The 23,509-nt window shown below is 41.6% G+C and carries 22 protein-coding genes; 4 read left to right on the top strand and 18 right to left on the bottom strand.

The genetic code is table 11. The features are described from left to right. Complete coding sequence (gene rpsB / locus FM071_RS01685; protein WP_193111316.1) at positions 1-783, bottom strand: 30S ribosomal protein S2; 783 nt, start codon at positions 781-783, stop codon at positions 1-3. Between the two features lie 318 nt (positions 784-1,101). Between rpsB and FM071_RS01680 the strand changes: the two genes are divergently transcribed. Further along, a complete protein-coding gene (locus tag FM071_RS01680) occupies positions 1,102-2,727 on the top strand; it encodes a DUF3373 family protein (RefSeq protein ID WP_193111315.1) in 1,626 nt (541 codons plus the stop codon). 22 nt (positions 2,728-2,749) lie between these two features. On the opposite strand, the gene bcp is transcribed toward FM071_RS01680, so the two are convergent. From bcp to FM071_RS01635, 9 genes are all read right to left on the bottom strand, one after another. Next, positions 2,750-3,220 (bottom strand): thioredoxin-dependent thiol peroxidase, encoded by a 471-nt coding sequence (gene bcp / locus FM071_RS01675; protein ID WP_193111314.1) that lies wholly within the window; start codon positions 3,218-3,220, stop codon positions 2,750-2,752. A 20-nt stretch (positions 3,221-3,240) separates the two neighbouring features. After that, entirely contained in the window at positions 3,241-3,720 is a 480-nt protein-coding gene (locus FM071_RS01670) for a DUF420 domain-containing protein (protein ID WP_193111313.1), read from the bottom strand. Between the two features lies 1 nt (position 3,721). Then, on the bottom strand, positions 3,722-4,324 hold the full coding sequence (locus FM071_RS01665) for a DedA family protein (protein WP_193111312.1): 603 nt from the start codon (positions 4,322-4,324) through the stop codon (positions 3,722-3,724). After that, entirely contained in the window at positions 4,321-5,343 is a 1,023-nt protein-coding gene (murG, locus tag FM071_RS01660) for an undecaprenyldiphospho-muramoylpentapeptide beta-N-acetylglucosaminyltransferase (RefSeq protein ID WP_193111311.1), read from the bottom strand. Before murG ends, FM071_RS01665 begins: the two co-directional genes overlap by 4 nt. Before the next feature lie 20 nt (positions 5,344-5,363). Next, complete coding sequence (locus FM071_RS01655) at positions 5,364-6,530, bottom strand: FtsW/RodA/SpoVE family cell cycle protein (RefSeq protein WP_193111310.1); 1,167 nt, start codon at positions 6,528-6,530, stop codon at positions 5,364-5,366. A 5-nt stretch (positions 6,531-6,535) separates the two neighbouring features. Next, the gene (locus FM071_RS01650; RefSeq protein WP_193111309.1) at positions 6,536-7,060 is read right to left on the bottom strand and encodes a DUF6115 domain-containing protein; all 525 of its coding nucleotides are present in this window, start codon (positions 7,058-7,060) and stop codon (positions 6,536-6,538) included. After that, a complete protein-coding gene (locus tag FM071_RS01645) occupies positions 7,057-7,581 on the bottom strand; it encodes a hypothetical protein (protein WP_193111308.1) in 525 nt (174 codons plus the stop codon). Before FM071_RS01645 ends, FM071_RS01650 begins: the two co-directional genes overlap by 4 nt. Beyond that, entirely contained in the window at positions 7,578-8,438 is an 861-nt protein-coding gene (mqnP, locus tag FM071_RS01640; protein ID WP_193111307.1) for a menaquinone biosynthesis prenyltransferase MqnP, read from the bottom strand. The genes FM071_RS01645 and mqnP overlap by 4 nt, the downstream gene beginning before the upstream one ends. A gap of 117 nt (positions 8,439-8,555) precedes the next feature. Continuing rightward, positions 8,556-11,657, bottom strand: coding sequence for an FIST N-terminal domain-containing protein (locus FM071_RS01635; RefSeq protein ID WP_193111306.1), 3,102 nt, complete (start codon positions 11,655-11,657; stop codon positions 8,556-8,558). Positions 11,658-11,733: 76 nt separating this feature from the next. Between FM071_RS01635 and FM071_RS01630 the strand changes: the two genes are divergently transcribed. Further along, complete coding sequence (locus tag FM071_RS01630) at positions 11,734-12,405, top strand: hypothetical protein (protein WP_193111305.1); 672 nt, start codon at positions 11,734-11,736, stop codon at positions 12,403-12,405. Next, positions 12,402-13,298, top strand: a complete 897-nt coding sequence (gene miaA / locus FM071_RS01625; RefSeq protein ID WP_193111304.1) for a tRNA (adenosine(37)-N6)-dimethylallyltransferase MiaA — start codon at positions 12,402-12,404, stop codon at positions 13,296-13,298. The genes FM071_RS01630 and miaA overlap by 4 nt, the downstream gene beginning before the upstream one ends. Here miaA and FM071_RS01620 read toward each other — a convergent pair. From FM071_RS01620 to FM071_RS01610, 3 genes are all read right to left on the bottom strand, one after another. Further along, positions 13,279-14,169, bottom strand: a complete 891-nt coding sequence (locus FM071_RS01620) for a hypothetical protein (RefSeq protein WP_193111303.1) — start codon at positions 14,167-14,169, stop codon at positions 13,279-13,281. The genes miaA and FM071_RS01620 overlap by 20 nt on opposite strands. A gap of 78 nt (positions 14,170-14,247) precedes the next feature. After that, positions 14,248-15,147: an N-carbamoylputrescine amidase gene (gene aguB, locus FM071_RS01615; protein WP_226960553.1), complete on the bottom strand. Its 900-nt coding sequence runs from the start codon at positions 15,145-15,147 to the stop codon at positions 14,248-14,250. Then, positions 15,110-15,388, bottom strand: a complete 279-nt coding sequence (locus FM071_RS01610) for a peptidylprolyl isomerase (RefSeq protein ID WP_193111302.1) — start codon at positions 15,386-15,388, stop codon at positions 15,110-15,112. Before FM071_RS01610 ends, aguB begins: the two co-directional genes overlap by 38 nt. A gap of 149 nt (positions 15,389-15,537) precedes the next feature. Between FM071_RS01610 and FM071_RS01605 the strand changes: the two genes are divergently transcribed. Then, complete coding sequence (locus FM071_RS01605) at positions 15,538-16,038, top strand: putative periplasmic lipoprotein (protein WP_193111301.1); 501 nt, start codon at positions 15,538-15,540, stop codon at positions 16,036-16,038. Between the two features lie 15 nt (positions 16,039-16,053). Here FM071_RS01605 and FM071_RS01600 read toward each other — a convergent pair whose 3' ends face one another. From FM071_RS01600 to FM071_RS01580, 5 genes are read right to left on the bottom strand one after another with little or no spacing between them, the layout of a single operon-like run. Then, positions 16,054-18,303 carry an AAA family ATPase gene (locus FM071_RS01600; RefSeq protein WP_226960552.1) on the bottom strand — a complete coding sequence of 750 codons (2,250 nt, stop codon included), beginning with the start codon at positions 18,301-18,303 and terminating at the stop codon, positions 16,054-16,056. Between the two features lie 6 nt (positions 18,304-18,309). Further along, positions 18,310-19,593 carry a M16 family metallopeptidase gene (locus FM071_RS01595; RefSeq protein ID WP_226960551.1) on the bottom strand — a complete coding sequence of 428 codons (1,284 nt, stop codon included), beginning with the start codon at positions 19,591-19,593 and terminating at the stop codon, positions 18,310-18,312. Continuing rightward, entirely contained in the window at positions 19,593-20,645 is a 1,053-nt protein-coding gene (locus FM071_RS01590) for a dehypoxanthine futalosine cyclase (protein WP_193111300.1), read from the bottom strand. The genes FM071_RS01595 and FM071_RS01590 overlap by 1 nt, the downstream gene beginning before the upstream one ends. Then, positions 20,630-21,073 (bottom strand): DUF302 domain-containing protein, encoded by a 444-nt coding sequence (locus tag FM071_RS01585; RefSeq protein ID WP_193111299.1) that lies wholly within the window; start codon positions 21,071-21,073, stop codon positions 20,630-20,632. Before FM071_RS01585 ends, FM071_RS01590 begins: the two co-directional genes overlap by 16 nt. Beyond that, positions 21,073-23,505 (bottom strand): multiheme c-type cytochrome, encoded by a 2,433-nt coding sequence (locus FM071_RS01580; protein ID WP_193111298.1) that lies wholly within the window; start codon positions 23,503-23,505, stop codon positions 21,073-21,075. Before FM071_RS01580 ends, FM071_RS01585 begins: the two co-directional genes overlap by 1 nt. Positions 23,506-23,509 lie beyond the last annotated feature (4 nt).

Genomic DNA, 23,509 nt, shown 5'->3' with positions numbered 1-23,509 from the left:
TTACGCTTCCTCTGTAGTAGTTTCTTCAGTTGCCGGAGCTTCTGTAGCTGCTGCTTCCTCAGATGCAACCTCTTCAGTTTGCTCAACTTCTTCACCTTGACCGTCACGAAGTGCTTTACCTTCGTTGATCGCAGCTGTCATTTCACGACAGAAAAGTTGGATAGAACGGATAGCATCATCGTTCCCCGGGATTGGGTAAGTGATAAGATCCGGATCACAGTTAGTATCAAGTGGAGCTACAACAGGGATACCAAGACGACGTGCTTCAAGAACAGCCGTATGCTCTTTTACAGCATCAACGATGAAAAGCATATCAGGAAGTTTTTTCATATCACGGATACCACCGAAGTACATTTCAAGTTTATCTTTTTTTCTTGAAAGCATCAATGCTTCTTTTTTTGTAAGAAGATCGATTTGTCCGTTTTCTTGCATCTCAGTGATAACATCAAGTTTACGGATAGATTTTTGGATAGTAGGAAAGTTAGTAAGCATACCACCTAACCATCTGTTATCTACATATGGCATACCACATGCGATAGCCGCTTCACGAACTGAGTTGCGTGCTTGTTTTTTTGTACCGACGAAAAGAACAGTTTTTCCTTCAGCTGCAGCATCTACAACGATTTGGTACGTGTTACGGAAGTAACGAAGTGTTTTTTGAAGATCTATAATATAGATGTTTTTTCTTACACCGAAAATGAATTTTTTCATTTTTGGATTCCAACGACGAGTTTGGTGTCCGAAGTGTACACCACATTCTAAGAGGTCTTTCATAGTTACCATTTAAGGTCCTTTAAGGGCTGTTGTCTCAAGCCAGAAATTTCACTGGTTGGCTTCGGGAATGTCGGACATCGACTCTCTAAAAAGAGAGCTGCACCAGTTTTTTGACATAACCTGTTAATATTTTCTTGTGTAAAAACAGAAGAAAAATCCGCGAATTATACTCAACTTATGTTTAAATCTAGCTTTTTCATATTTTTCTAATAATATAAATAAGTCCACGATATATAAAAAAATATTATAGAAAAATCCTCTCATTTAAAACTATCTTTATAATAGATTATGTATAGTATCACAGATATATCACAAAAAAGGGAAGAAATGAATAAGCCTTTACTACTTTCACTAGTAACAGCAGCACTTCTTGGGACAACAAGTCTCAGTGCAGACAATACTATGTATGACCGTTTTCAACAGATGGAGCTTCAGATGAAGCAGATGAAACAGGAGCTTGACGCTCTCAAAGCTGAAAAAGCTGCATCTGCAGAATCCGCTGATGCAGAAGAAGCGGACGATGAAGCCGATGACGAAGCAGATGAGGATGAAGAGAAAGTTGCAGTCGCTTCCAAAGAGTCAGCTGATGATGAGGCAGATGACGAAGATGAAGATGATGAAGAGAGCATTGAAGATAAAGTAGAAGAGCTTCAGGAAAATGTTGCAGAGCTCAACAAAAATACGAACTCAAATCATTTAAAATTTGGTGTTGACTACAGATTTGCCATTGAAAACCTTGACTATAAGATGGCAGACGGTTCAAAAGCTAAAAACGATGCTTTCATGACAAACAGATTCTGGATGAATATGTCTTGGGCAGCGACTGAGAACCTAAGCTTCCACGGTCAACTAGCTTACAATAAAGCTTTCGGTGCAAGAAGCGGTGCAAGTAATCCGGCAAATGCAAGTTTTGAAACATTTGACTGGGTTTCAAATGAAAATGCATATGATGACAAACTCAGAGTTCGTTCAGTCTACTTCCTATATAAAGATGATGAATTTGCAGGAGCTGATATACCATGGACATTCAGCATCGGTCGCCGTCCATCAACAAACGGTCACCTTATCAATCTTAGAGATGACGATCACGCTTCATCTCCGATGGGACACTCTATCAATGTCGAGTTTGACGGTTTAAGCGCAAAATTTGGTTTGGAGAGCCTTACGGGTGTTGATGGTATGTATGTCAAATTCTGTGCCGGCCGCGGTATGAGCAATGCTGCTCCAAAATTCACTTCTACCCCTTACTCAAGTGTTGACAGTTCACAAGGGGCAAATCCAAATATTGATTTAGCAGGTCTTATCTTTGTCCCATATGACAATGGACAGTATAGCATCAATACACAATATTACTATGCTAACAACCTAATAGATGCTGTTAACCCTCAAAATCAGCCCCAAGGTTTTACAACTGTTGGAGGTATGCATTCAATCACGGCGAACTTTATTGCAAACGGCATCGGTGACGGTCTTTCTGACTTCTTAGATGACACTATCTTCTTTGTAAGTGGAGCAATGAGTATTACTGATCCAAAGAAAGATCAAAAAATGCTTGATGCAACTGCTCAAGATGGTGAAAGTAAAACAGGTTACTCTTACTGGGTTGGTACACAATTTCCTTCACTCATCTCAGAAGAGGGACGCTGGGGGCTTGAATATAACCACGGTACACAGTACTGGAGAAGTATCACGTATGCTGAAGACACAAACATCGGTTCAAAAGTCGCTGCACGTGGTGATGCATATGAAGCCTATTTCACAGAACCGCTTGTAGATGACATTTTTTCTCTTCAAATTCGCTATACGTATATAGATTACAAATATGCAGGAAGTAACGGTTTCTTCGGAGCCACTTCAGGAGATGCTTCAGAGATATCCTCAACAATGCCTGGTGCAGCAAATTATGTTGACAAAGCACAGGACATTCGTTTCTATCTCCGCTACAGATACTAAAAAGAGATTTTCTCTTTTTAGTCTATGCTTGCTTTAATTCGGCAAGCTTTTCTTTAACAGCTTCAACATGACCTTTTACACGAACCTTGTCCCATTTGGCACGAACAATACCTTCAGGGTCTATTATGAACGTTGAACGAACAATGCCCATATACTCTTTACCGTAATTTTTCTTCAACTGCCAAACACCGTACTGCTGCATCATATCTGTACTTTCATCACTTAAAAGCGTAATGCCGAGATCATGTTTTTCAATGAAATTTCTATGTTTCTTCGTCGAGTCTGCACTCACACCTAAAATAATCGCATCGAGTGATGAGAAATCCGGCGCTGCTTCTGTAAACTCACACGCTTCTGTCGTACATCCAGGAGTATTGTCTCGCGGATAAAAATAAAGCACTATCCACTTTCCTTTTAAGTCACGCAGACATATCTCTACATCATCTTGATTCGGCAGACAAAAATCCGGTGCCTTTTGACCAACTTCTATCATATCTCACTCCTTGAAATTTTTTAATATACGAATAATAGCAAATATACCCAAATACCGCTAAAAGATGTCAGGACGATCCCGACAAAAGTTTTCACAGCCAGATGTTTATGTGCTTTGGATGCATGTCCGGGAAGCTGTTTGAGCCTGTACTCCCGATTTCCAAAGACAATTATCATAACCCAATAAAACAAGGTAACGGTTGCAATGAGGATGTGAATACCTAAAACAATAGAAGCGTAGGTATGAGAGACACCACTTCCGGAGATAAAAGCATCAAATCCGCCGCCGATACGCACTCCCATTTCAAAATAGCCTATAATAATGACAGAAAAAATAAAAATGAGATTCTGTGCTATGGCATGCAGTTTATACTTTCTTCTACGCGCTAAAAGAATCGCACCATAGACAAAAATGGGCAGCAATGCTACTATCAATGTTACAAAATCCATGAAAAACGGAGCTCTCGTTCCGATAAAACCCGGCGCAAACATATAATCCATCTTATTGATCCTTTTTTTTATGATAGCGAAAATATATCAGGAGAAGTCCAACGACAACTATAAAAACAATGATCGTTATCTCTCTTAAGTACGCTTTTATAAGTTCCTGATTCTCGCCTATAAAGTAGCCCACAAGCACTAAAATAAGAGCCCATATACCCGCACCCAAAAGTGTAAAGAGTGTAAACTCCGCCAAATTCATCTTGGCTAAACCAGCAGGTATGGAGATAAGCTGTCGCACTCCAGGGATAAGACGGCCCGTAAACGTAGAGATATGCCCGTGTTTTTTAAAATACTCTTCCATCTTTAAGAGTGTCTCTTCTTTGATAAAGAAGTACTTTCCATAGCGCAGTAAAAATCTCCGCCCCAAACTCATGGCAAGATAATAATTGACAAATGCTCCTACAAGAGAGCCGCCCAGTGCAGCCGCCATAATGGCACCTATGGACATTTCATCGTTTGCCGCGAGATATCCTGCGGGTACCAGTACAATTTCAGATGGAAAAGGGATAAAACTCGACTCGATCGCCATCATTATAAAGATTCCCAGATATCCCCAGGCAAAGATCAGATCAACTAACTGCTGTGCGAGTTCATGTATCATTTGATCTTCGCTTCGACATCTTTTATCATCTTATACGCTACATCTTTTTGTGCATATGCCAAAAGTTTTTCACTCTTTTGTTTAAGCTCGGGATCTTTGATGATCTGCAATAGTTTTGCTTTCAAGCCCTCGCCCTCGCGCTCGCACCATCCCATCCCATTTTTAACAATGAACTCTGCGTTGTAGTATTGATGATCGCCTGCAGCATACGGATAGGGAACAAAAAGTGCCGGACAGCCGTTTGTGGTAAGTTCCCATAATGTTGAAGCACCGCTGCGTGAGACTGCCATATCGGCTCTGTTTATAAGTTCCGGCAGCTCTTTTGTAAAGGCATATAGCTCTACTTCAACATCGAGTTTTTCATACTCAGCCTTTACCCGTTCATAGTCAGCTTCCCCAGCTTGATGAATAATGCCGATGCCTCTTTTTTTCAGCTTCCATGCAACGCTTAGTGCAAGGTCATTAATGGCCTTCGCCCCGTGAGAACCACCAAGAAAGATGATAGTTCTCAGCTCCTCACGCAGATGCGCTGTTTTATAAAAGATCTCCTTGACAGGATAACCTTTAATTGGGGAATTAGGATCATACGCAGAAATAAAACTCTTGGCATATGGTTTTAAGAGTCTGTTGAGACGTCCCTCAACTGCATTTTGTTCATGAATAAAGAGCGGAATAAAGAGCGAAAGTGAAGCGAAAGAAGCCGGTGCGGCTGAGAAGCCGCCGACACTGTAGGTCGCTTGAATCTTGTGTTCTTTAAGCACTCTGCGTGCACGAAGGAATGCTTTGAAAACCTTATAGAGTGCTTTGAGTTTTCCGAGACCTTTTTGATTGACAATGCCTGTCGTATCTAAAAAATAGGTATGTGAAAAAGGAGAATTCTTCTCAAAATATTTTCTATCCTGCCCATTGCGTGAGCCTATGAAGATAACTTCATGCCCATCAGCTACAGCAGCTTCAACAAGTGCCTGAGCTATCATCAAATGCCCGCCAGTTCCACCGCCTGTTACACATAATTTCATCTATTAGACCTCTCTGACTTTTAACTCATATCTGCTTTTTTTGAAGCCATCAGCACCATACCCACACCAAAGCTCGCACCCAGCATTGAAGAACCCCCGTAAGAAAGGAAGGGAACAGCAAGCCCTTTGATAGGGGTAATTCCACTGATACCGTAGGCATTTACCAAAAATGAAAATGCCAAAACCAACCCGATACCTATGCTAAAGAGATACAAACTTGTATCATCAACACGGTTGGCGACCTTGAAGATCCGCTGCAACATCCACATAAAGATGAAAACAACTAAAAAGACTCCTACAAAACCAAACTCTTCAGCAAGCCCTGCAAGAACAAAGTCGGTATGAACTTCAGATAAAAACCCGAGCTTAAAAGTCCCATCGGCTAATCCTGTTCCAAAGAATCCACCATTGTGAATGGCATTGAGCGAATTTCCTATCTGATAGGGCTCGACCTCAACAGGAACTCTGAGTTTATCTGCCATGGAATCAGGAAGGAGTCCTAGTACCGAGTTCTGCGCTATGGACCACCATGATTTTATACGCAAGATCCTATGTTCCGCCGTTAAAATGAAAAGAGTGATAGCCGTGAATATCCCTCCCAAAATAGCGAGGAAGAATCGGAAACTGCTGCCCGCAAAGATGAGCATAAAAAGAAGTGTCGCACCAAGCACGACAACCTGTCCAATGTCCTTTTGCAAAAAAGCGATAATGAACATAGCCGCAACAAAAACAACCGCATACGGCAAAAATCTCTTGAATTCGTTCGAGAGTCCCATATTTGCATGGTGTCCTAGCTTGCGTGAAAAACTCCACGCCAAGAAATAGACAAAACCAACCTTAAAAAACTCAACAGGTGCCAAAGAGACAGGACCGATCTTTATCCAACGCTTTGCACCCCCAACTGCTGAAACAATGCTCTCCGGCAAAAAAGGCATTGCTATCATCAGTATCAAAGAACCAAAAAAGAGTGTAAAACCAATTGGTTTGAGCCATTTATCGGGATCAAGCTGTGAAAGTCCAAAGATAATAAAAATACCCATAAAACCAAAAATTGCCTGCCTGATAACGAAATGAAATTCGCTCACGCCAAAAAGGATGGTCGTGTAAGGCGTCAGCGTATATGAGAGGATGATACTCATACCTATCAAGATACAAACAAGGGTAAAAAGCTTTCTATCCGCCGTCATCTACGCTACTTGATCTTATTTATTTTGAGTACAAATTCAACTTCAGGTTTTGAAATATGCAGTTCTTTTGAGATAGCATCAATAGAGATGCCCTGTTTGTAAAGTGAGATGATCTTCTCATCGTCATTTCCATGAATGGATGCAGGCATAGATATCTGCTTCACGCCGCTTTCAAGCTGTGCTATACGTGATTCTATCTCCACTTCAATGCTGTCTATGTTGTTCTGTATCTGTTTGAGAGCCATAGAGAGCGGCTGCACCATGTCATAGACTGAGCGTTCTATCTCCTGATATATCTCATCATCACTCATATGTGAAGGTACCTTTGTAATTGATGACTCCGTCTCTTTGAGTTGACGTTTAAGATAAAAAAGTTCTCTGTTAAGATCTTCTACGACTGAGGCGACCGAACGGATATTGCGTGAGTAATCCGAATCTTTCGTATAGACATAATAGAGCAGATAAAGGATAACAGCTGCCATGGCAACGACGACATATTCTATATTAAAAGTAAAGTTTTCTAGGTTCACTGTCTCTTCTCTCTTGCCTGACGAATGAGAATTCTCTCACGGGCGGTCATATAAGCAGCCCACTCTTTTTCATCTCTCTCATGTATTTTTATTATCTCTGCAAGCTGCGGCGTAAGTGCTTTAAAGAAGACTCCGATATCACGTTTTGGATGCACAGGCATGGCAACACGCCCATAGTACTCTTTGCCAACCTCAAGCAACGGCTCTTTGAGTTTGAAATGCTCAAATCCTATTGATTCTATCTCAGCCTCTTGCGTCAGCGATACCCGTTTTGGCGTTTCATTTTTCAAAAATGCCTCAAGTGCGTCTATCTTTCTATGAAGCTCAACCACAAGATTTAAGATGACAGGATCGCTCTCTGCAGTATCTCCTCTTGCTTTTGCAAGTTTTAGCCACTGAGAGATAGGATCATCATCACTTTCTGATAGCTGTTGAAACTCTCTCTCATACGTCTCTCTATCCAAAGAAGCTTCCGAGAACGCTATGCTTATGGGTGCGGGAACTAAACGGGGTTCACTCATGATACCATCCTGTCAAGTACGATAAGAACAAAAAAAGCGATCCCGAGATAACCATTTACCGTAAAAAAAGCGCGGTCTATCTGCGTAAAGTCCCGTCTCACTAGCCGTTGTTCATAGGCAAGCACAAAGCCGCTTCCCGCTGCGGCGACAAATGCAAAAAAGCCGAGCCCTGCCGCCCAGACAAAAAGAAGCCAAAAAAGAACCGCCAAAGCATGAAAAAGAGCAGAGATGAAAAGCGTTGCATCCGCACCGTAGCGTGAAGGAATGGAGTAGAGATCGTTATCTTTGTCAAAATCAATATCCTGCAGCGAATAGAGCAGATCAAATCCGGCAACCCAGAAGATAACACCGAGTGAAAGCAGTACCGACCAAAGAGGGATCGCTGCACTCACGGCAATAACACCTGCAATAGGTGCCAGCCCCAATGCTACACCTAAAACGACATGCGCTAAAGAGGAAAAACGTTTCATGTACGAATACGAGGCAAGTACGGCAAGGATAGGAACACTCAAAGCAAAGGCAAGCGAGTTGATCACATAAGCCACAGCGATGAATACCAAAGCATTAACAATGATAAAGACCAAAATACTTGATTTGTCCAGTCTGCCATCAACATTGGGACGATTTGCCGTTCGTGGATTTTTTGCATCGATGTCACTGTCGGCATAACGATTGACACCCATTGCAAAATTACGAGCACTCAAAGCAGCCAACACACCCAAAATGAGCAGTCCAAAGCCAAACCAGCCATCAGCTGCCACCACCATAGCTATAAAAATAAACGGCAGTGAAAAAATGGAGTGTTCAAACATCACCAGTTCATTAAAATCTTTTGCTTTTTGTATCAGTCTCTGCAAACTTCACCCCATATTTTAATTAGACTTCCTGCAAAACTCCTATATGTCTTATAGGAGTTTTGCAGGAAGTCTATTAGTTATATTTTAACAAAAAGTGATTTAAACTTTAATGATATTTTAAAGTGCTTTCTCCAAAACAGTCACATATTCACAGACTTGTTTCATATCCTCTTCACATTCAACTATGATACCCTGCTGTGCCGCTGTTTCAATTTTCAGCATTATCTCATAGATTTCACCTATGTAAAGTGCTCCTGCCGCACCTTTGAGCTTATGAGCAGTTTCATAGACTTTTTGAACATCTTTAAGTTCCAGTGCTTCTTGAAGCTCCGGAAGTATCTCTTTTAAACTCTCTAAAAAAGTTTTCAAAAGTTTTTTAGAAACTGTCTCAGAAAGTCCAAGTTTTAACTTCAAACGCTCCAAAACCGTATCTATGTAACGTGAATACATCTCTGTTTCGGTTTTTGAATATTTGCATAAAATATTTTCCAATGCTTCCACATCGATGGGTTTTGAGAGATACTCATCCATGCCGCATTCAAGAAATTTTTCTCTGTCACCCTCAAGAGCATTTGCAGTCAAAGCGACTATAGGCACTTTTCTGTGCAGCTTTTGGCGTATGTAGCGTGTTGCGTCAATACCGTTGAGAACAGGCATATTGATATCCATCAACACGAGATCAAAATCATTTTGCTGCAGTTTTTCTATGGCATCTTTACCGTTAACGGCAAAAGAGAGTTCAATATTTTTGTATTTTTCAAAAATGGATTCAATAAGCATTCTGTTAACATCATAATCTTCAGCTGCCAACACATTGAGGTGCAGCTTGTTGCACTCTTCATCATTTTGACACACTGCATCAGCAGCCGGCACTTCTTTAGTAACCTCATCTTCACAAATATCAAAACGCATTGTAAAATAGAATCTGCTTCCCTTACCGACCTCAGAATCTACTTTCAGTTCACTGCCAAAGGCTTTGATGAGATCAGAACTGATACTCAGCCCCAAACCCGTACCGCCAAATTTTCTAGTAGTGGAGGCATCTGCTTGTGAGAATGGTTTGAAAATGTCTTGCAGTTTCTCTTTTGCTATGCCTATACCACTGTCCTCTACACTAAAAAGAAGCGTCTGACTCTTTGCATCACTTGTGACCAAAGAGACAGTGAATCTCACTTCGCCGAACTTCGGTGTGAACTTAATGGCATTTGAGAGCAGATTGATCTTGATTTGACGCAGTCTTGTCGCATCGCCCAACAGACATTTTGAGATATTTTCATCGATTTCAGATACATAGTTAATCGATTTCTCTTGCGCCGTTGTTTTTAAAAGCTCATAGGTCGTCGCAAACTCTTCGTAAGGATTGATGGCAAGTTTTTCAAACACTATCTTGTTGCTTGTTATCTTGGAAGAGTCAAGAATATCATTGACAATATCAAGCAGTATCTTTGTTGAGCTGTTGATCGCTTTTATATACTTCTGCTGCGAAGCATCAAGTTTTGTTTTGGCAAGCAGCTCTGAAAAACCGAGTATGCCGTTCATAGGCGTACGAATCTCATGAGACATATTTGCCAAGAACATAGACTGTGCAGCTTCGGCAGCTTCGGCTTTTTTTCTGCTCTCCACCAAAGAGGTTACGTCCTCACGTATGGCCATATACTCGATGATCTCGCTGTTCTCGTCATGGATAGGAATAATGGATGATTTCACATAATAGAGAGAGCCGTCTTTTGCCCGATTGGAAAATTCGCCCTTCCAGATATTTCCTTTTGTAATCGTCTCCCACATCTTTGCAAAGACTGCATCTTCTACATTCGGATTACGGACAATACTGTGCGGTTTTCCTATCAACTCTTCTTTTGTGTAACCGCTTATCTCTTCAAATCGCTCATTTACATAAGTGATAATCCCATCAGTATCTGTTCGAGAAATGATAACAACAGAATCGAGTGCCTTTAAAAACTCATCAAGCTGAAATTTTGAACTTTTAAAGCCTTTTTCCTGTTCTTTTAGCTCAGTTGTCACATAATCTATGAGATTAAAAAGAGCACCATCCGTCTTTGATTGGTTTTTAATAGTCTCTTTGGTTCTGTCATGATGCTCTGTGTCACCAACTGTGCCTTTTTCACGTAAAAAGAGCAGTGTTGTTGTAATATTGAGCAGTTTCGTCTTTTGATCATTGAAAAAAAACTCCCCATAGGTAAAAAAACCGCTTGAAGGGGCTGTATTTTCTATGATCTTGAAACTCTTTTCAAGCTCTTTGTCAAGAAACATCTTCCGCGCGATACAGGAGTAGATGAAGCAGGCCTGCAGCGACTGAGATTCCAGAAGCGCTTCACTTGGATTGTACTGATTGACCAAAGTTCTGCTGCCAATGCCAAAGCGCACTTCAGCACCCTCTTCAAGATTACCACCATAAAGTATACTGCCGTCTTTAGAAACACTGAGCAGAGAACGCGCTACGAGCATATCGCCATCTTGTAAGATCAAAGGAAACTCTATGGTAGAAGCCGGCATATTTTCAACTGCAAAACTCCCCAAAACCTCTTTATAGAGATCTTTTACAGGGCGATTGTTGATCTCATAGACTCTTGCACCGTCTGATTTTGTAATCGTAAATATCGGACCTACCGCTCTCCATCCGAGATTGTAATCCTGCAGTACTTCGAGCTCTTCACCCGAGAGTGCGACACAGACGGCACAGCCGCGAGAAACTTTTGTACCGCATATCGTGTAAGTCTTTTCAAAGTGCAGCATATCCGCTGCCATACCGCCTGCAATAACAGCATTGTTGTAGTTCATCGCATTTAAGCCTTGAAGATACTCTTGCCCGTTATGCTGTAAGCCGTCTACAAAGGTAATGACACATTTTGTCTTTGCGTTAAATATCTGTTTTGAAAGCAAGAGTCCAAGTTTGTATGAGTCCTCGGCAGAAGCACTGAAAAGTTCAATGGAAGTTTTTTCAAAAACAGAGATGCTCAGCACTGTACTTTTTTCAAGAATCTTTCCTGAAATTATCTCACCTGCGGTTGAAGCACCGATGATGGCTGCGTGAGGCAGCACCGTCGTTATCTCCTCGGCTATTTTTACAGCATCTTCCAAAGAGTGTTCTGAAGTGAACATTTGAATGAGAATATTTCGACCCTCATTCTTGATGGATCTTTCTTGTAAAAAGTTTTGAAATGCATCTTGTGTGTCATAAATGTAGTTATACTGTTTCATTGCTTCTATTATATAAAAAGTAAATTAATGAATTTTTCAGTAAAATATTAGAACATTTCTAACATATAGGCTTTAAATGAAACTAATAATTTTACTGGTAATGACACTTCTTTTCAGCGGATGCAATTTCGGAGAGTCAAAAGAGGAGATCGCTGCAAAGAGACTGCAGGAGAAAAAAGCTTTTGAAGAGAAGATAGCCGATTCCAAAGAGGTTCAGCTCAAAAAGATAGATGCACAAAAAGAGCAGGAACTCGCCAAGATAGAATCACAAACGACACTGGCAAAACTTGAGAAAGAGCAGCTTTTAGAGAAGATCCGTCTTGAAGCCCAAGCCCAAAAAGAGAAAATCATGCTCGAACAGGCAAAAGAGAAAGCGGCAAATGAAGCGAAACTGCGTGAGATAGAGCATCAAGACTCCATGGAGATAAAACGCTATCTGCTCGTCATACTCTTTCTCATTCTGGTCATTGCAAGTTACTTTATTTATCTTTACTTTAGACGCAGACATGATGATAAGCTACGTGCCTATCAGGACAATCTCGACAAATATTTCCATCAGCAGGAAAATATGACAAAGATGCGCATCGCCGAGAAGATCATAGACACCGTAGCAAGCGGTGAGCTGGACAAAGAGCAGCAGCGTGAGCTCATCAAAGCCCTCAGCGGTAACATCGCACCCAATGAAGAGCCAAAACTGCTCACCGATGAGATCGAAGAAGATGTCGAAATAGTCGAAGAGAAAAGATGAGTTTCAGACAACTCGCCATCATAGGACCAACAGCTTCGGGTAAAAGTGACCTTGCCATCGCCATTGCCAAAAAGATAGATGCCTACATTCTCTCCATAGACTCACTTAGTATCTACAAAGAGATTGACATAGTCTCCGCCAAACCATCCAAAGAAGAGCTGCGTGAGGTCAAGCATTTCGGCATCGATGAGATCTATCCAAATGAGTATTTCAGTGTCGAGATATTTATAAAACTTTATAAAGATGTAGTGCAACAGTGTGAAAAAGAGAATAAAAACCTCATCATTGTCGGTGGTACTTCTTTTTATCTCAAGTCCCTGCTTGACGGGCTTTCTGTTTTACCGGAGATAACTTCTCTCATTCAAGAGGGTGTGCAAGAACAGCTGCAGAATCTTTCTGCTGCTTATGAACTTCTGCAAAAAATCGACCCGCTTTACATGAAAAAAATTGCTCCCAATGATCGCTATCGCATAGAAAAAGCGCTGCTTATCTACGAAGCTTCAGGAGAGATTCCAAGTGTCTGGTTCACTGAGAATCCACCGCAGCCCATTATTAAAAACTTGCCGATATTCAACATAGACGTAGAAAGAGCTCTGCTGCGTGAGCGCATAAAAAAAAGAACACAGAAGATGTATGAGACAGGACTCATTGATGAAGTCTGCTACTTGGAGCAAAAATATACAAGAGCACCTCACGCAATGGGAGCTATCGGGATAGTAGAGGTTCTTGACTACCTCGATGGAAAAACAACAAAAGATGAGATGCTAGAGCTCATCTCCACCCACACCGCACAACTCGCAAAACGTCAGCAGACATTTAACCGCACACAGTTCAAAGATATTACAAGTGCAAAACTTGAAGAGTTAGAAACTCTTATTTTTTCTTCTTTATAGTTAAAAAAGTACCCATCACATTTACATTGCTATCATCTGTATAAATATTAAAATAAAAAGGTCCCTCTAGAAGATAAAGGTCTTTATCTTGTTGAAGTGAACGAAACATATATTTCAAAATTGGCTTTGCACTGTCGCCTTCTTTACTTATAACATGAAAATATCCTTCAAGTTTCAAATCGGCTTTACACTCGTTCACCAAAGTGTAATTCTTTGCATCGACTTTAAGTTTCTCAGCTGTATTGAACTCTTTTGCACTGCTGAGTCCTATATTTTCTAATTTGTAATCTGCGTGAGTATCTTTTATCTTGGAAAATTTATCGAATAATATTTTAAAGATTCCAGGAATAACTCTTGTAATTGCCATATCTTGTGCTATTTTGTCAGAGCATGGTCTATGGAAAAACATCTCTTGTGTAACATCTTGTATCGCTCTGTTTTGTCTATCGTTTTGACTCAAGATGACAATATCTTTTAAGGCAAGCTCACAGCCTTTAAAAAATTCACACTTCGTTTGCATGTAAATATTAAAAGTTTCTTCATTTTTTTGAATATTGGCTTTTATATTATAGAGTTTCTTTTTTGCATCATAAGGTTTCCAGAGAACATTTGTCGGTGTTTTATACTCACTTAAAATTTTGCTCTGCAGCACTTTACTGACAACCCTTTTCGCACTCTCATCATCTAAAGATGTTAGAGTAAAACGAAAATGATACATTTCCAAAGGAACAACTATAAACATCAGAACAATAAAGTAAAGAAGATTTGGTACAAAACCTTTTTTGCCCATATATTTTAAAATATACGGACGTAGCACAACACCAAAAGCTATTACAACAGGAGCAATCCAAGCCGTAGTAATTTCAAACAAAATATGCCTTTGCATCCATTTTAATTTTCTCCTTTTATTACATATCTTTCATAAAGAATTTCGTCCATAGACAAGGGGTCAGGTGACAACTACAACTTTACCATACATTTCAGGTCGTCTGTCACGCAGAAGTCCCCAGTATTCTCTTTGTTTGGCGTTCTCATCCAAGTCAAACAGAGCGTAGATAATCTCCTCTTTATCGCGTGAGGCTTCGGCTATCTTCTTGCCTGTGTAGTCGGTAATGAAGCTTGAACCGTAAAAAGTAAGCTCACAGCTCTCGCCTGCTTCGCGTCCTATGCGATTTGCCACGACCACCGGCACTGTATTTGTCGCGGCGTGTCCCATCTGTACGCGCTGCCAGTGCTCTTTTGAATCAAGTCCTATCTCAGGCTCACTGCCAATGGCCGTCGGATAGAAGATGATCTCTGCACCTTGCAGTGTCAATGCCCGCGCCGTTTCGCAAAACCATTGATCCCAGCAGATGCCCACACCTATCTTTCCATAGGCTGTGTCATAAACTCTAAAGCCGGTATTGCCGGGTTTGAAGTAAAACTTCTCTTCATATCCCGGACCGTCTGGAATGTGTGTTTTACGGTAATTATCCATCACACTGCCGTCACTGTCAATAACCACCAAAGAGTTAAAGTAGCCATCATCCGCTTTTTCAAAGTAAGAGACTAATAAAACAACACCAAGCTCACGTGAGAGCTCACTGAATTGTTTTATAAGTCTGTTATCTTTAAGAGGAGAAGCCCACGAAAAGTACTTCTCATCCATATCTTTACAGAAGTAAAGCCCCTCAAAGAGCTCGGGTAAAAGTATGATGTTCGCACCATTTGCCGCTGCCTCACGCACAAGGCGTTTGGCTTTTGCGACATTGGCTGCTTTATCTTCGCTCATGCTCATCTGCACAGCGGCTGCTTTTACCTCACGCAACTCTCTATCCTCTGCCTGTAACTTCCAACAAATGATAGCCAAACTGTGTCTGAATCGGTCCGTAAACCACACCGACATCACCGCTAAATACAGCCTTATCAAATTCAGGCACCATCTGCCCCGGACCAAACTGCCCTAAATCCCCGCCGTTGCGTGAAGAAGGACACGTCGAGTACTGTTTGGCTATTTCGCCGAAATCAGCTCCGTTTTCTATCTCTGTTTTTAATTCATTACATTTTGCTTCATCGTCTACAAGTATATGTCTCGCTGTTGCCCATGCCATATTATTATTCCTTTATAATTATGTTGGTGAAATTTTACAATAATTTTCTTACTTTCAAAAGTATTAAATATATTAAGTAAATCTAATTAGTATTATAATCTCATCAACAATTCTGTATTATTTCACATAATCAAAAAAACGGAGACAATATGAAAAATATTCTTTTAGCCCTTCTTGTGACATTGAGCTTTGTCGGCTGCAGTTCAAAAAGTGATGAAAACAAAAATGTAGAAGCAAAACTCGCTGTCGGAAAAAGTTTAGCCGATATGAAACTAAATGACCAAAACGGTAAACCACGTACAATTACAGCAGATACGAAGATCGTCTTTTTCTCATTCGCAAAGCCGACAGGACACGCATGTAACGATTTTTTGGAGAAAAAACCTGCAAACTTTTTACAAGAGCATAAAGCACTCTATGTAGCGGATGTTTCAGCAGCACCGAGCATTATCAAAAAGATGTTCATTCTGCCAGACTTAAAAGATCTAAAGTTCCCTATTTTACTTATCAACGACGACAAACTCTCAGCCGAATACTCAAAAGGGATGAACAAAGAGAAGATCGTTGTTATCCTTCTTGATAACGGCAACATCACTAAGATAGAAAACCTTGATGATGCAAAAGCGTTAGATACTCTTTTTTCCAAATAACGCTTTTTATACCCTTCACCCTGCAGCACCTTGAAGTTCAAGTAAAACAGTATCTCTGCGTGTCACTTCAACGCGTCTACAGGCATTCTCAAACGCAGCACTTTCACCTATGATGATACATTTATGTTTTGCACGCGTAATGGCGGTGTAAATGAGTTTCGTATTGTGCATGATAAAGTGCGTAAAACTCATCGGAATAACGACAATGTCATACTCCATCCCCTGCACCTTGTGAATGGTCAGTGCATAGGAGAGCATCAGGTGTGATTTGAGTTCGTCATACTCATAGACCACGACGACATCCTCATTTGGGTAGAAGACAAAAGCCTGTTCCTCATCCTCATCTATCTTAAAAAGCAACCCGCTCATACCGTTAAAGATACGTCTCTCGTGAGAATCTTCTCCCATTTTAAACCCCTCGGCACTCCATGAGTTCATATTTTCATTTTTAGTATGCACGACTTTATCCATCAGACGAAACTCCTGCTCGCCCTTTTTTATGCACTTTTTAGGATTGGGATTAAAATACTCTTGCAGAACCCTGTTTAGATTGTTACTGCCAAGCGTTCCGCCTTTCATCGGCGTGATGACCTGAAAATAGTTGAGATACTCTTTTATCTGCTTGTTGTTGAGTCGGTAACGAGCTTTTTCTATCGACTCTACAACCCTGTGCAGCATCTCGGCGATAATATCCTGCGAGTTCTTCTCACGCAGCTCTTTAAGCTCATCCTGTGTAAGCTGGTTTTTCAGCGCATAGTAGTTGGCAATGTTGACATCTACAAAATCAAAGTCCGCATACTCACCGCGATAGTGCGGTACTTCGCCACGACGTATCTCATTGGCGATGAGCGTTATCGCCTGCTCGGGTGACTGGCGGTATATCTGCGTGAGCTTGACAATAGGAGCGAGCTGCAGCGCTAAAACATCACTCAACACATTTCCCGCCCCTATCGGCGGCAGTTGGGCATCATCACCGACGATGATGACAACGGCCTTATTTGATATCTTGCTCATAAGCCGTGCAAAAAGTGATGAATTTATCATCGAAGCCTCATCGATAAGTACAACGGAGTAGGGAAATTTATCACTCTCTTCATGTTTTACCAAAAGTGACTGAATCGTTGCAGACTCAAAACCTGTCGTGTCACTGATGCGCTGCGAGGCGATGCCGCTTAACGCACAGGTGATGATCTCTTTGTTATCATAACGGGTATTTAAAAGCTCAAGTATCGTCTTGGATGTCGTACTTTTTCCGGTTCCGGCATACCCGACCAAAAACAAAATCGAAGCACCACTGTTTATCATCTCCACAGCCCGTCTTTGTTCCTCTCCGAGTTTCAGTGAAGAGTCTGCCAAAAATGCATCAAGAACTTTCACATAACCGCCGCTGTCACGTTTGGCTCGCTCACGAAATGTTTCATACAGAAACTTCTCGGCATCATAAAGCCGTGCAGGAGAGAGACGATCGTTTTTCATCATAACGATGCTCCCCTCACCTACACGCTCGACTAAAGCCGCTTCATAAAGATGCTCTTTTTGAACAAAGCCAAGCAGTTCATCAAGCCCGTTAAAGAGCAGAGACTTCTCTATGCAGGAGTTGCCGTTTGCTTCACAATAATCAAGCAGCAGATAATCCATCGCCGCACTGATGCGGTTCTCATCTTCCCTGCTCACGCCCATCTTCAAAGCCAGCTCATCGGCACGCTTAAAACCGATGCCGCTGATACCCGTCAAGATGTAAGGATTATTCTTTATTTTACTGCAAGGCTCATCCACGTCTTTCATAGCTGTGGCAATAGTCGTCAGAAGAACAGGCGAGACATTGTAAGGGCTTAAGAACTCACCAAGTTCACGCATGGATCGAAACTGTTTCCATGATGTCTGAATCTTTTTGAGGCGCTTCTCTTTAATGCCCTTGACCTCTAAAAGCCGCTCAATGTCATTGTCTAAAATATTCACAAGATTTTCTGAGCCAAACTGCTCGATGAGATCGGCTGCGAGTTTTTTCGTAAAGCCTTTGAGAACCTTGGTCAAGAAGAAAAAAAGTTCATTTTGATTGACTTTGATGGAGGTAAATTTGAAGGTCCTGCCGTATTTCTTATGCTCATGCCACTCTCCCTCAAGGGTAATGGCCGAGCCTTTTATATTTTTAATATCGCTTTCATAATAGGTACCGCTGACCTTCTCTCCTGTTTTTAAAACAGCGATGAAAAAACCGTCATCACCTTCAAACAGGATTCTCTCAATCTGCCCTATTATTGTCATTGCGATCTATTTTGTAACGATCGCGAAGCTTAATTTGAGAATCTCACGATGCTGTTTGATAAAATCGTTAAGATCATCCAGTTGTAAATCTTTGATCTTTTGAAGCTCTTTTTTCGAGTGATCAAGCGGAAATCCCTTGTAGTAGTCCATAAAAGTACGGTTAAGTCTCTGGCTCATCGTCTCCACACGAAGCGGTTCACTTCCAAGGAGAAACTTCTTCGTCTGCTCAAGCTCATCTTGCGTCACACCATTTTTTACAAACTGCTCTATGACCTCTTGGACAGTCTTTTTCGCTTCATCCTGAGACTCGATCTTTGTCTGCAAATAGCCGTTGAGATAGCTTACAGACTTACTCACATGCACTCTAGCATATGCTGAATAGGCAAGTCCACGCTTGACGCGTATCTCTTCCATCAGTCTGCTTCCAAAGCCGCCTGTTCCAAGAATGAAAGTAGCCACTCTCGCTTTATAGTAATCTTCATCATTGACAGCCATATTATACGGCGAGCCAAAATAGATATAAGCCTGTTCCGTCTCTCGCTTGAGCACTTCCGTTTTCGCATCGCCGTTAGCTTCAAAATACGGCAGCGGCTCACTTTTTCCTTTTGGTAAAATCTTCAACACTTTTGCAAGCTCTTTTTTCACTGCTTCAATGTCGACATCACCGCCGACTACGACAATGGCACGTGAGAGAACAAGATGTTTTTTTGTAAAGTTTTTGACATCTTCAAGTGTGATACTCTGCACACTTTTGAGTGTTCCGGATGCCGGCTGTGCCAAGACAGTTCCTTTAAAAAGCAGACTCTTAAGTGCATTGGAAGCTACGTAGTCATAGTCATTCTCTTTGCGTGAGATAGCACCCATCGTCATTGTTTTTACTTTTTTCAATGAACGCTCTGTAAAGTTCGGACTTTTGAGCAGCATTTTAAGATATTTCGCACTCTGCTTGAACTGCTCGTTAAGCGACCCCATCTCGATGACAAAGGTCTCACTGCCGGTTGATGCCGACATATGGATAGCCTTTGATTCAAGCATCTCTGCAAAACCGTTGGCTCCCATCTCACGTGAGCCTTCATTTAACATCTTTGCAGAGAACTTCGCAAGCCCCGCTTTTTTGGTGTCGGTTATGCTACCGCTGTTTGTAAAGACTATCTGTGTATTTACAAGAGGAAGTCGTCTATCTTCTTCAAATATCAAAGGAATCTTTATCCCTTTTACTTCAATATGCTCAATCTTTGCTGCCATTACTATCTGTCCTGTTATTAAAAAAAGTAAAATTAAAAATTTCATTATTCAAAAATCTCTAAAGTCTCATAGGCTGTATTTCTCACTGCCGGCGTTTCACCGATATCTTTTATGAGGTGCACCATTTCATCTTTTGCCATTGCATAGGCCGCACCGGCTGAACTTACTACATTCTCTTCCATCATCGTAGAGCCTAGATCATTTGCACCAAAACGCAGTGCCATCTGCCCGATGTAAGGACCTTGCGTGACCCATGAACTTTGAATATTTGGCACATTGTCAAGGTAGAGTCGTGCTACGGCAAGCAGTCGCAGATAACGGTTCGATGAAGGTTTTTCCATATCCGGAATCTGCTCTAAAAGTGCCGTATTTTTCCCTTGAAAGCTCCACATGATAAATGCACGAAAACCACCCGTCTCATCCTGAAGCGTTCGCACCATATCCAAGTGGTCTATAATATCTTCATCCGTCTCAATTGTTCCGTACATCATTGTAGCCGTACTCATAATACCAAGCTTATGCGCTTTTCTGTGAATATCTATCCATACATCAGAGTCTATCTTCTTTGGTGCAATGATATCACGCACTTTGTCCGAGAGTATCTCTGCACCAGCACCGGGAATGGAAGCAAGTCCTTTTGCTTTGAGACGATCCAGTACCTCTTCAACTGAGATGCGTGAGACCTTCGCTATAAAATCGATCTCAATGGAGCTGAAACCATGGATGGTGATCGTCGGATATTTTTGATGGATATGTTCAACCAAATCCTCATACCATTCTATCTTCAACTTCGGATGCACGCCGCCTTGAAAAAGTATCTGCGTTCCGCCGATCTCTAAAAGCTCATCTATCTTGGCATCTATCTCATCAAAGGTAAGCACATAGGCATCGGTATCTTTTTCATGTCTGTAAAAAGCACAAAACTTACAGTCAACCCAGCAAATATTGGTGTAGTTGATGTTTCTGTCGATGACAAAAGTCGTAATGCCCTTTGGATGCAGCTCTTTTTTTCGCTGCGTTGCCAATCGACCAAGTTCTTTCAGGTCGGCATTTCGAATCAGATCAAGTGCCTGCTCTTTTGTTAATCTCTCTTGCATTGTCCCGCTTTCGTTGTGATTTTGTCCATTGCATTGTTCATTTTAGCTATCTTCTTTTTAGCATTCAAAAGGTGGTGGTTTGCCAGCCATGAACCGTCTCTGTAAGCCATTTTCACTTTGCCATCCGTATCTCTAAAAACTAAAACTCTCAGCGGCAGATCAAGTCCTGTCGTCATATCCTGCTGCATAAGAGCAGTACCGAGTTTTGCATTGCCAAATACGATCATTTTTGATTCATTGAGCTTCATATTTACCACTCTGGCATTACCGCTATGATTGATAACGGCAAAGACATGTAATCCTTTTGCCTTGACTATCCCTTTAAAGTGTTCTACCGTTTGCTTGACACTGCAGTGACTCTCTTTGACAATAATGTCATTTGCGAACAAAGAGACTCCCAAAGCCAGTATAAAAACTATTTTTTTCACTATTTCCATCCTTTGTTTTTCGATGTAATCGATCTTTTCTTTACAAATTTTCTGTAAAGGACATACAACACAAGCAGTATAATAAATAAAGCACCTAAAACCTGAAGCCAAGCGCCAATATTAAGTATCTTTTTTAATATGTTTTGATGCTCTTTATTATCTATCTTCACATCTGCCATCTCGGCAATATGCGTCATAGCGGAAACGGCAAGATTCCCTTCAGGGATATCTTTATGACAAGAGAGGCAGACACCGCGTCTATCAAGTTTATCCCTCTGTTCATTTGAAAGCGGGCCGGCAAGATTCCAGTGGTTATCCACGGTCTGCAACGGTGTTCCGTTCTCATCCACAAACCGGCTCCAGTCAATTCCAAAGTTGTCTATCTTTGGTTTTTGGATTTTAAATCTCTTCGCAATCATCTCTCCCGAAGCCGTTTTCAGTCCTACATTCCAATCCTGTGTCTGATCACTAAAGAGCTTTCCGCCTTCAATGCCGTAACCCATCGCTTTTGGATTGGAGTGACAACTCTCACACTCGCGCGCCTCTTTTTGAACCGTATGTGAATGCACAGCTGCCATCACAATACCCGGCAGTGTTCTGTTTGAATCAGGATGTTTATAATCTGGCATCATATTGACATGATTTTGCTGCACGGCCTTGCCGTCTTTTCCAATGACAGTAATAACGACTTGACAGCCAGGCATAGCAGGAGAAACTCGTCCCTCTCCGTTTTGTACGAGCGGCGGATCTTCCCAGCGTAGATAACTTCGTGTTTCGGTCACTTTACCGTCAATGAGATGATCTTTCAATGTTTTTCGCATCTGCGCTGTTGTACCATGGAGATCATGGTCGTGTGCAGAAGCAAGCCAGTCAACACTCTTCTTCCCGCCAGAATAATCTACTTTCACATGGCATCCGTAACACTGCGGCACCCAGGTATCATGACAGGTATAGCACTCCATCTTGTCATTATGAGCACTGATCTGATCCATCGCAACCAGACCTTTTTTAGAGATCTTTTCCTCTTGTTTTAGCTTTTTAAGCGGATGGAGTGTAATATCTTTGCCACTTGCCAAATGGACAATGACATCATTACCATCTCTAACGACATTCTTGTAAGGATTTCCACGTGCTGTTAAAAGATAGCCATCCTGCGGCTTATAGTGTGTACCTTTCATCAGGTATTTTGCCAAGGTCTTGCTCACGCCTCTGGCTTTTCCCTCAACAGGTTTTGTCTCGAACTCATCACTGTAACCTAAAGGAAGCTCCCAAGGATAACGTTTTGTCGTTCCGTGGCAATCCTGACACTCTATCTCGACAGGAGCGAGTGTTGCACCACTGATAAATCCGTCACCATGCAGATCTCTTGAGGTATGACAATCCTGACAGAGCATCCCTTTGCTTCTATGAACGTCATCTTTTAGATGGATATAATTCTTCGTATGGAGTTTTGGCTGTGTGTTTCCATACTCATCAAAGGTCGGATTGTACTTTGTCTCCATCATCCCTTCATAACTCACGCCGATTCTTTTTCCACGGTTATGACAGGTTGAGCATGTTTTCGTCGGAACACCCGTATAGTTTATGTCATTGACATGAACAACGGCGTTGCGTGAGGATTGAATCTCATGCACTAAAAGATGCCCCGGCTTATTATGAGGAATAGTTTTGTCTTTACCCTCATAAAAACCGCTGTTAGAGTAAGGAATATGACACGATGCACACCCGATACCTCTGTAATCACCCCGTTTTTGTCGACCTTTTCCGCCTGTATGGCAGCGAAGACACTGATTTCTCAGATAAGTATAGGCTGCGAGTTCGGGATGCTTGGTCGCTTCTTCGGCCGTAGGAGCCGGAGGGATCTGTTTATTTGCTTTGGGATAGACCTGAGGATTGAGTTTTGCAAGCTTTTGCATGTACTCTTTGTAAACCTTCGTTCCAAGTCTTGCGTGAGGGTCTTTCGGATTTTTGGCATCATAATTCGCCATTGTATGTTCATACCCTTCGAGTCCACCAAAGCTGTAAAGCACACCGTGGATCTTCCCCTGTTCTGTCATCATCAGAGAGTTCATCTGTGCAGCGACCTGCTCTTTATGGCACATTCCGCAGGTGTTTTGGTTTATCCATGGACTTCCCGGAACCGGATAGAACTCTTTTGGCCCTTCATGTTTTAAAAAGTACTTGATAGTTCCCTTATGGGCTTTGCTTTTATGCCGTGTTGCAGGATTGCCGCCGTGACAGACAATACAGCTGTTACTTGCATAACCGACCTCTGCCGCCTTTTTCGCTATGGCTTTTGCCATGCCCGTTTGGGGTTGGCGAATATGCTCGATGCCGCCGTGACATAAAAGACAGTTGTTTGTCTTATGATAATCTACGCCGCCAAAAAGTGCAGCAGCCAAAAGACTCCATAAAAGGACTATTTTTTTCATAATT

This window comes from Sulfurimonas paralvinellae, assembly GCF_014905135.1.
Classification (GTDB): domain Bacteria; phylum Campylobacterota; class Campylobacteria; order Campylobacterales; family Sulfurimonadaceae; genus Sulfurimonas; species Sulfurimonas paralvinellae.
This window is presented reverse-complemented; position numbering and strand designations above follow the sequence as displayed.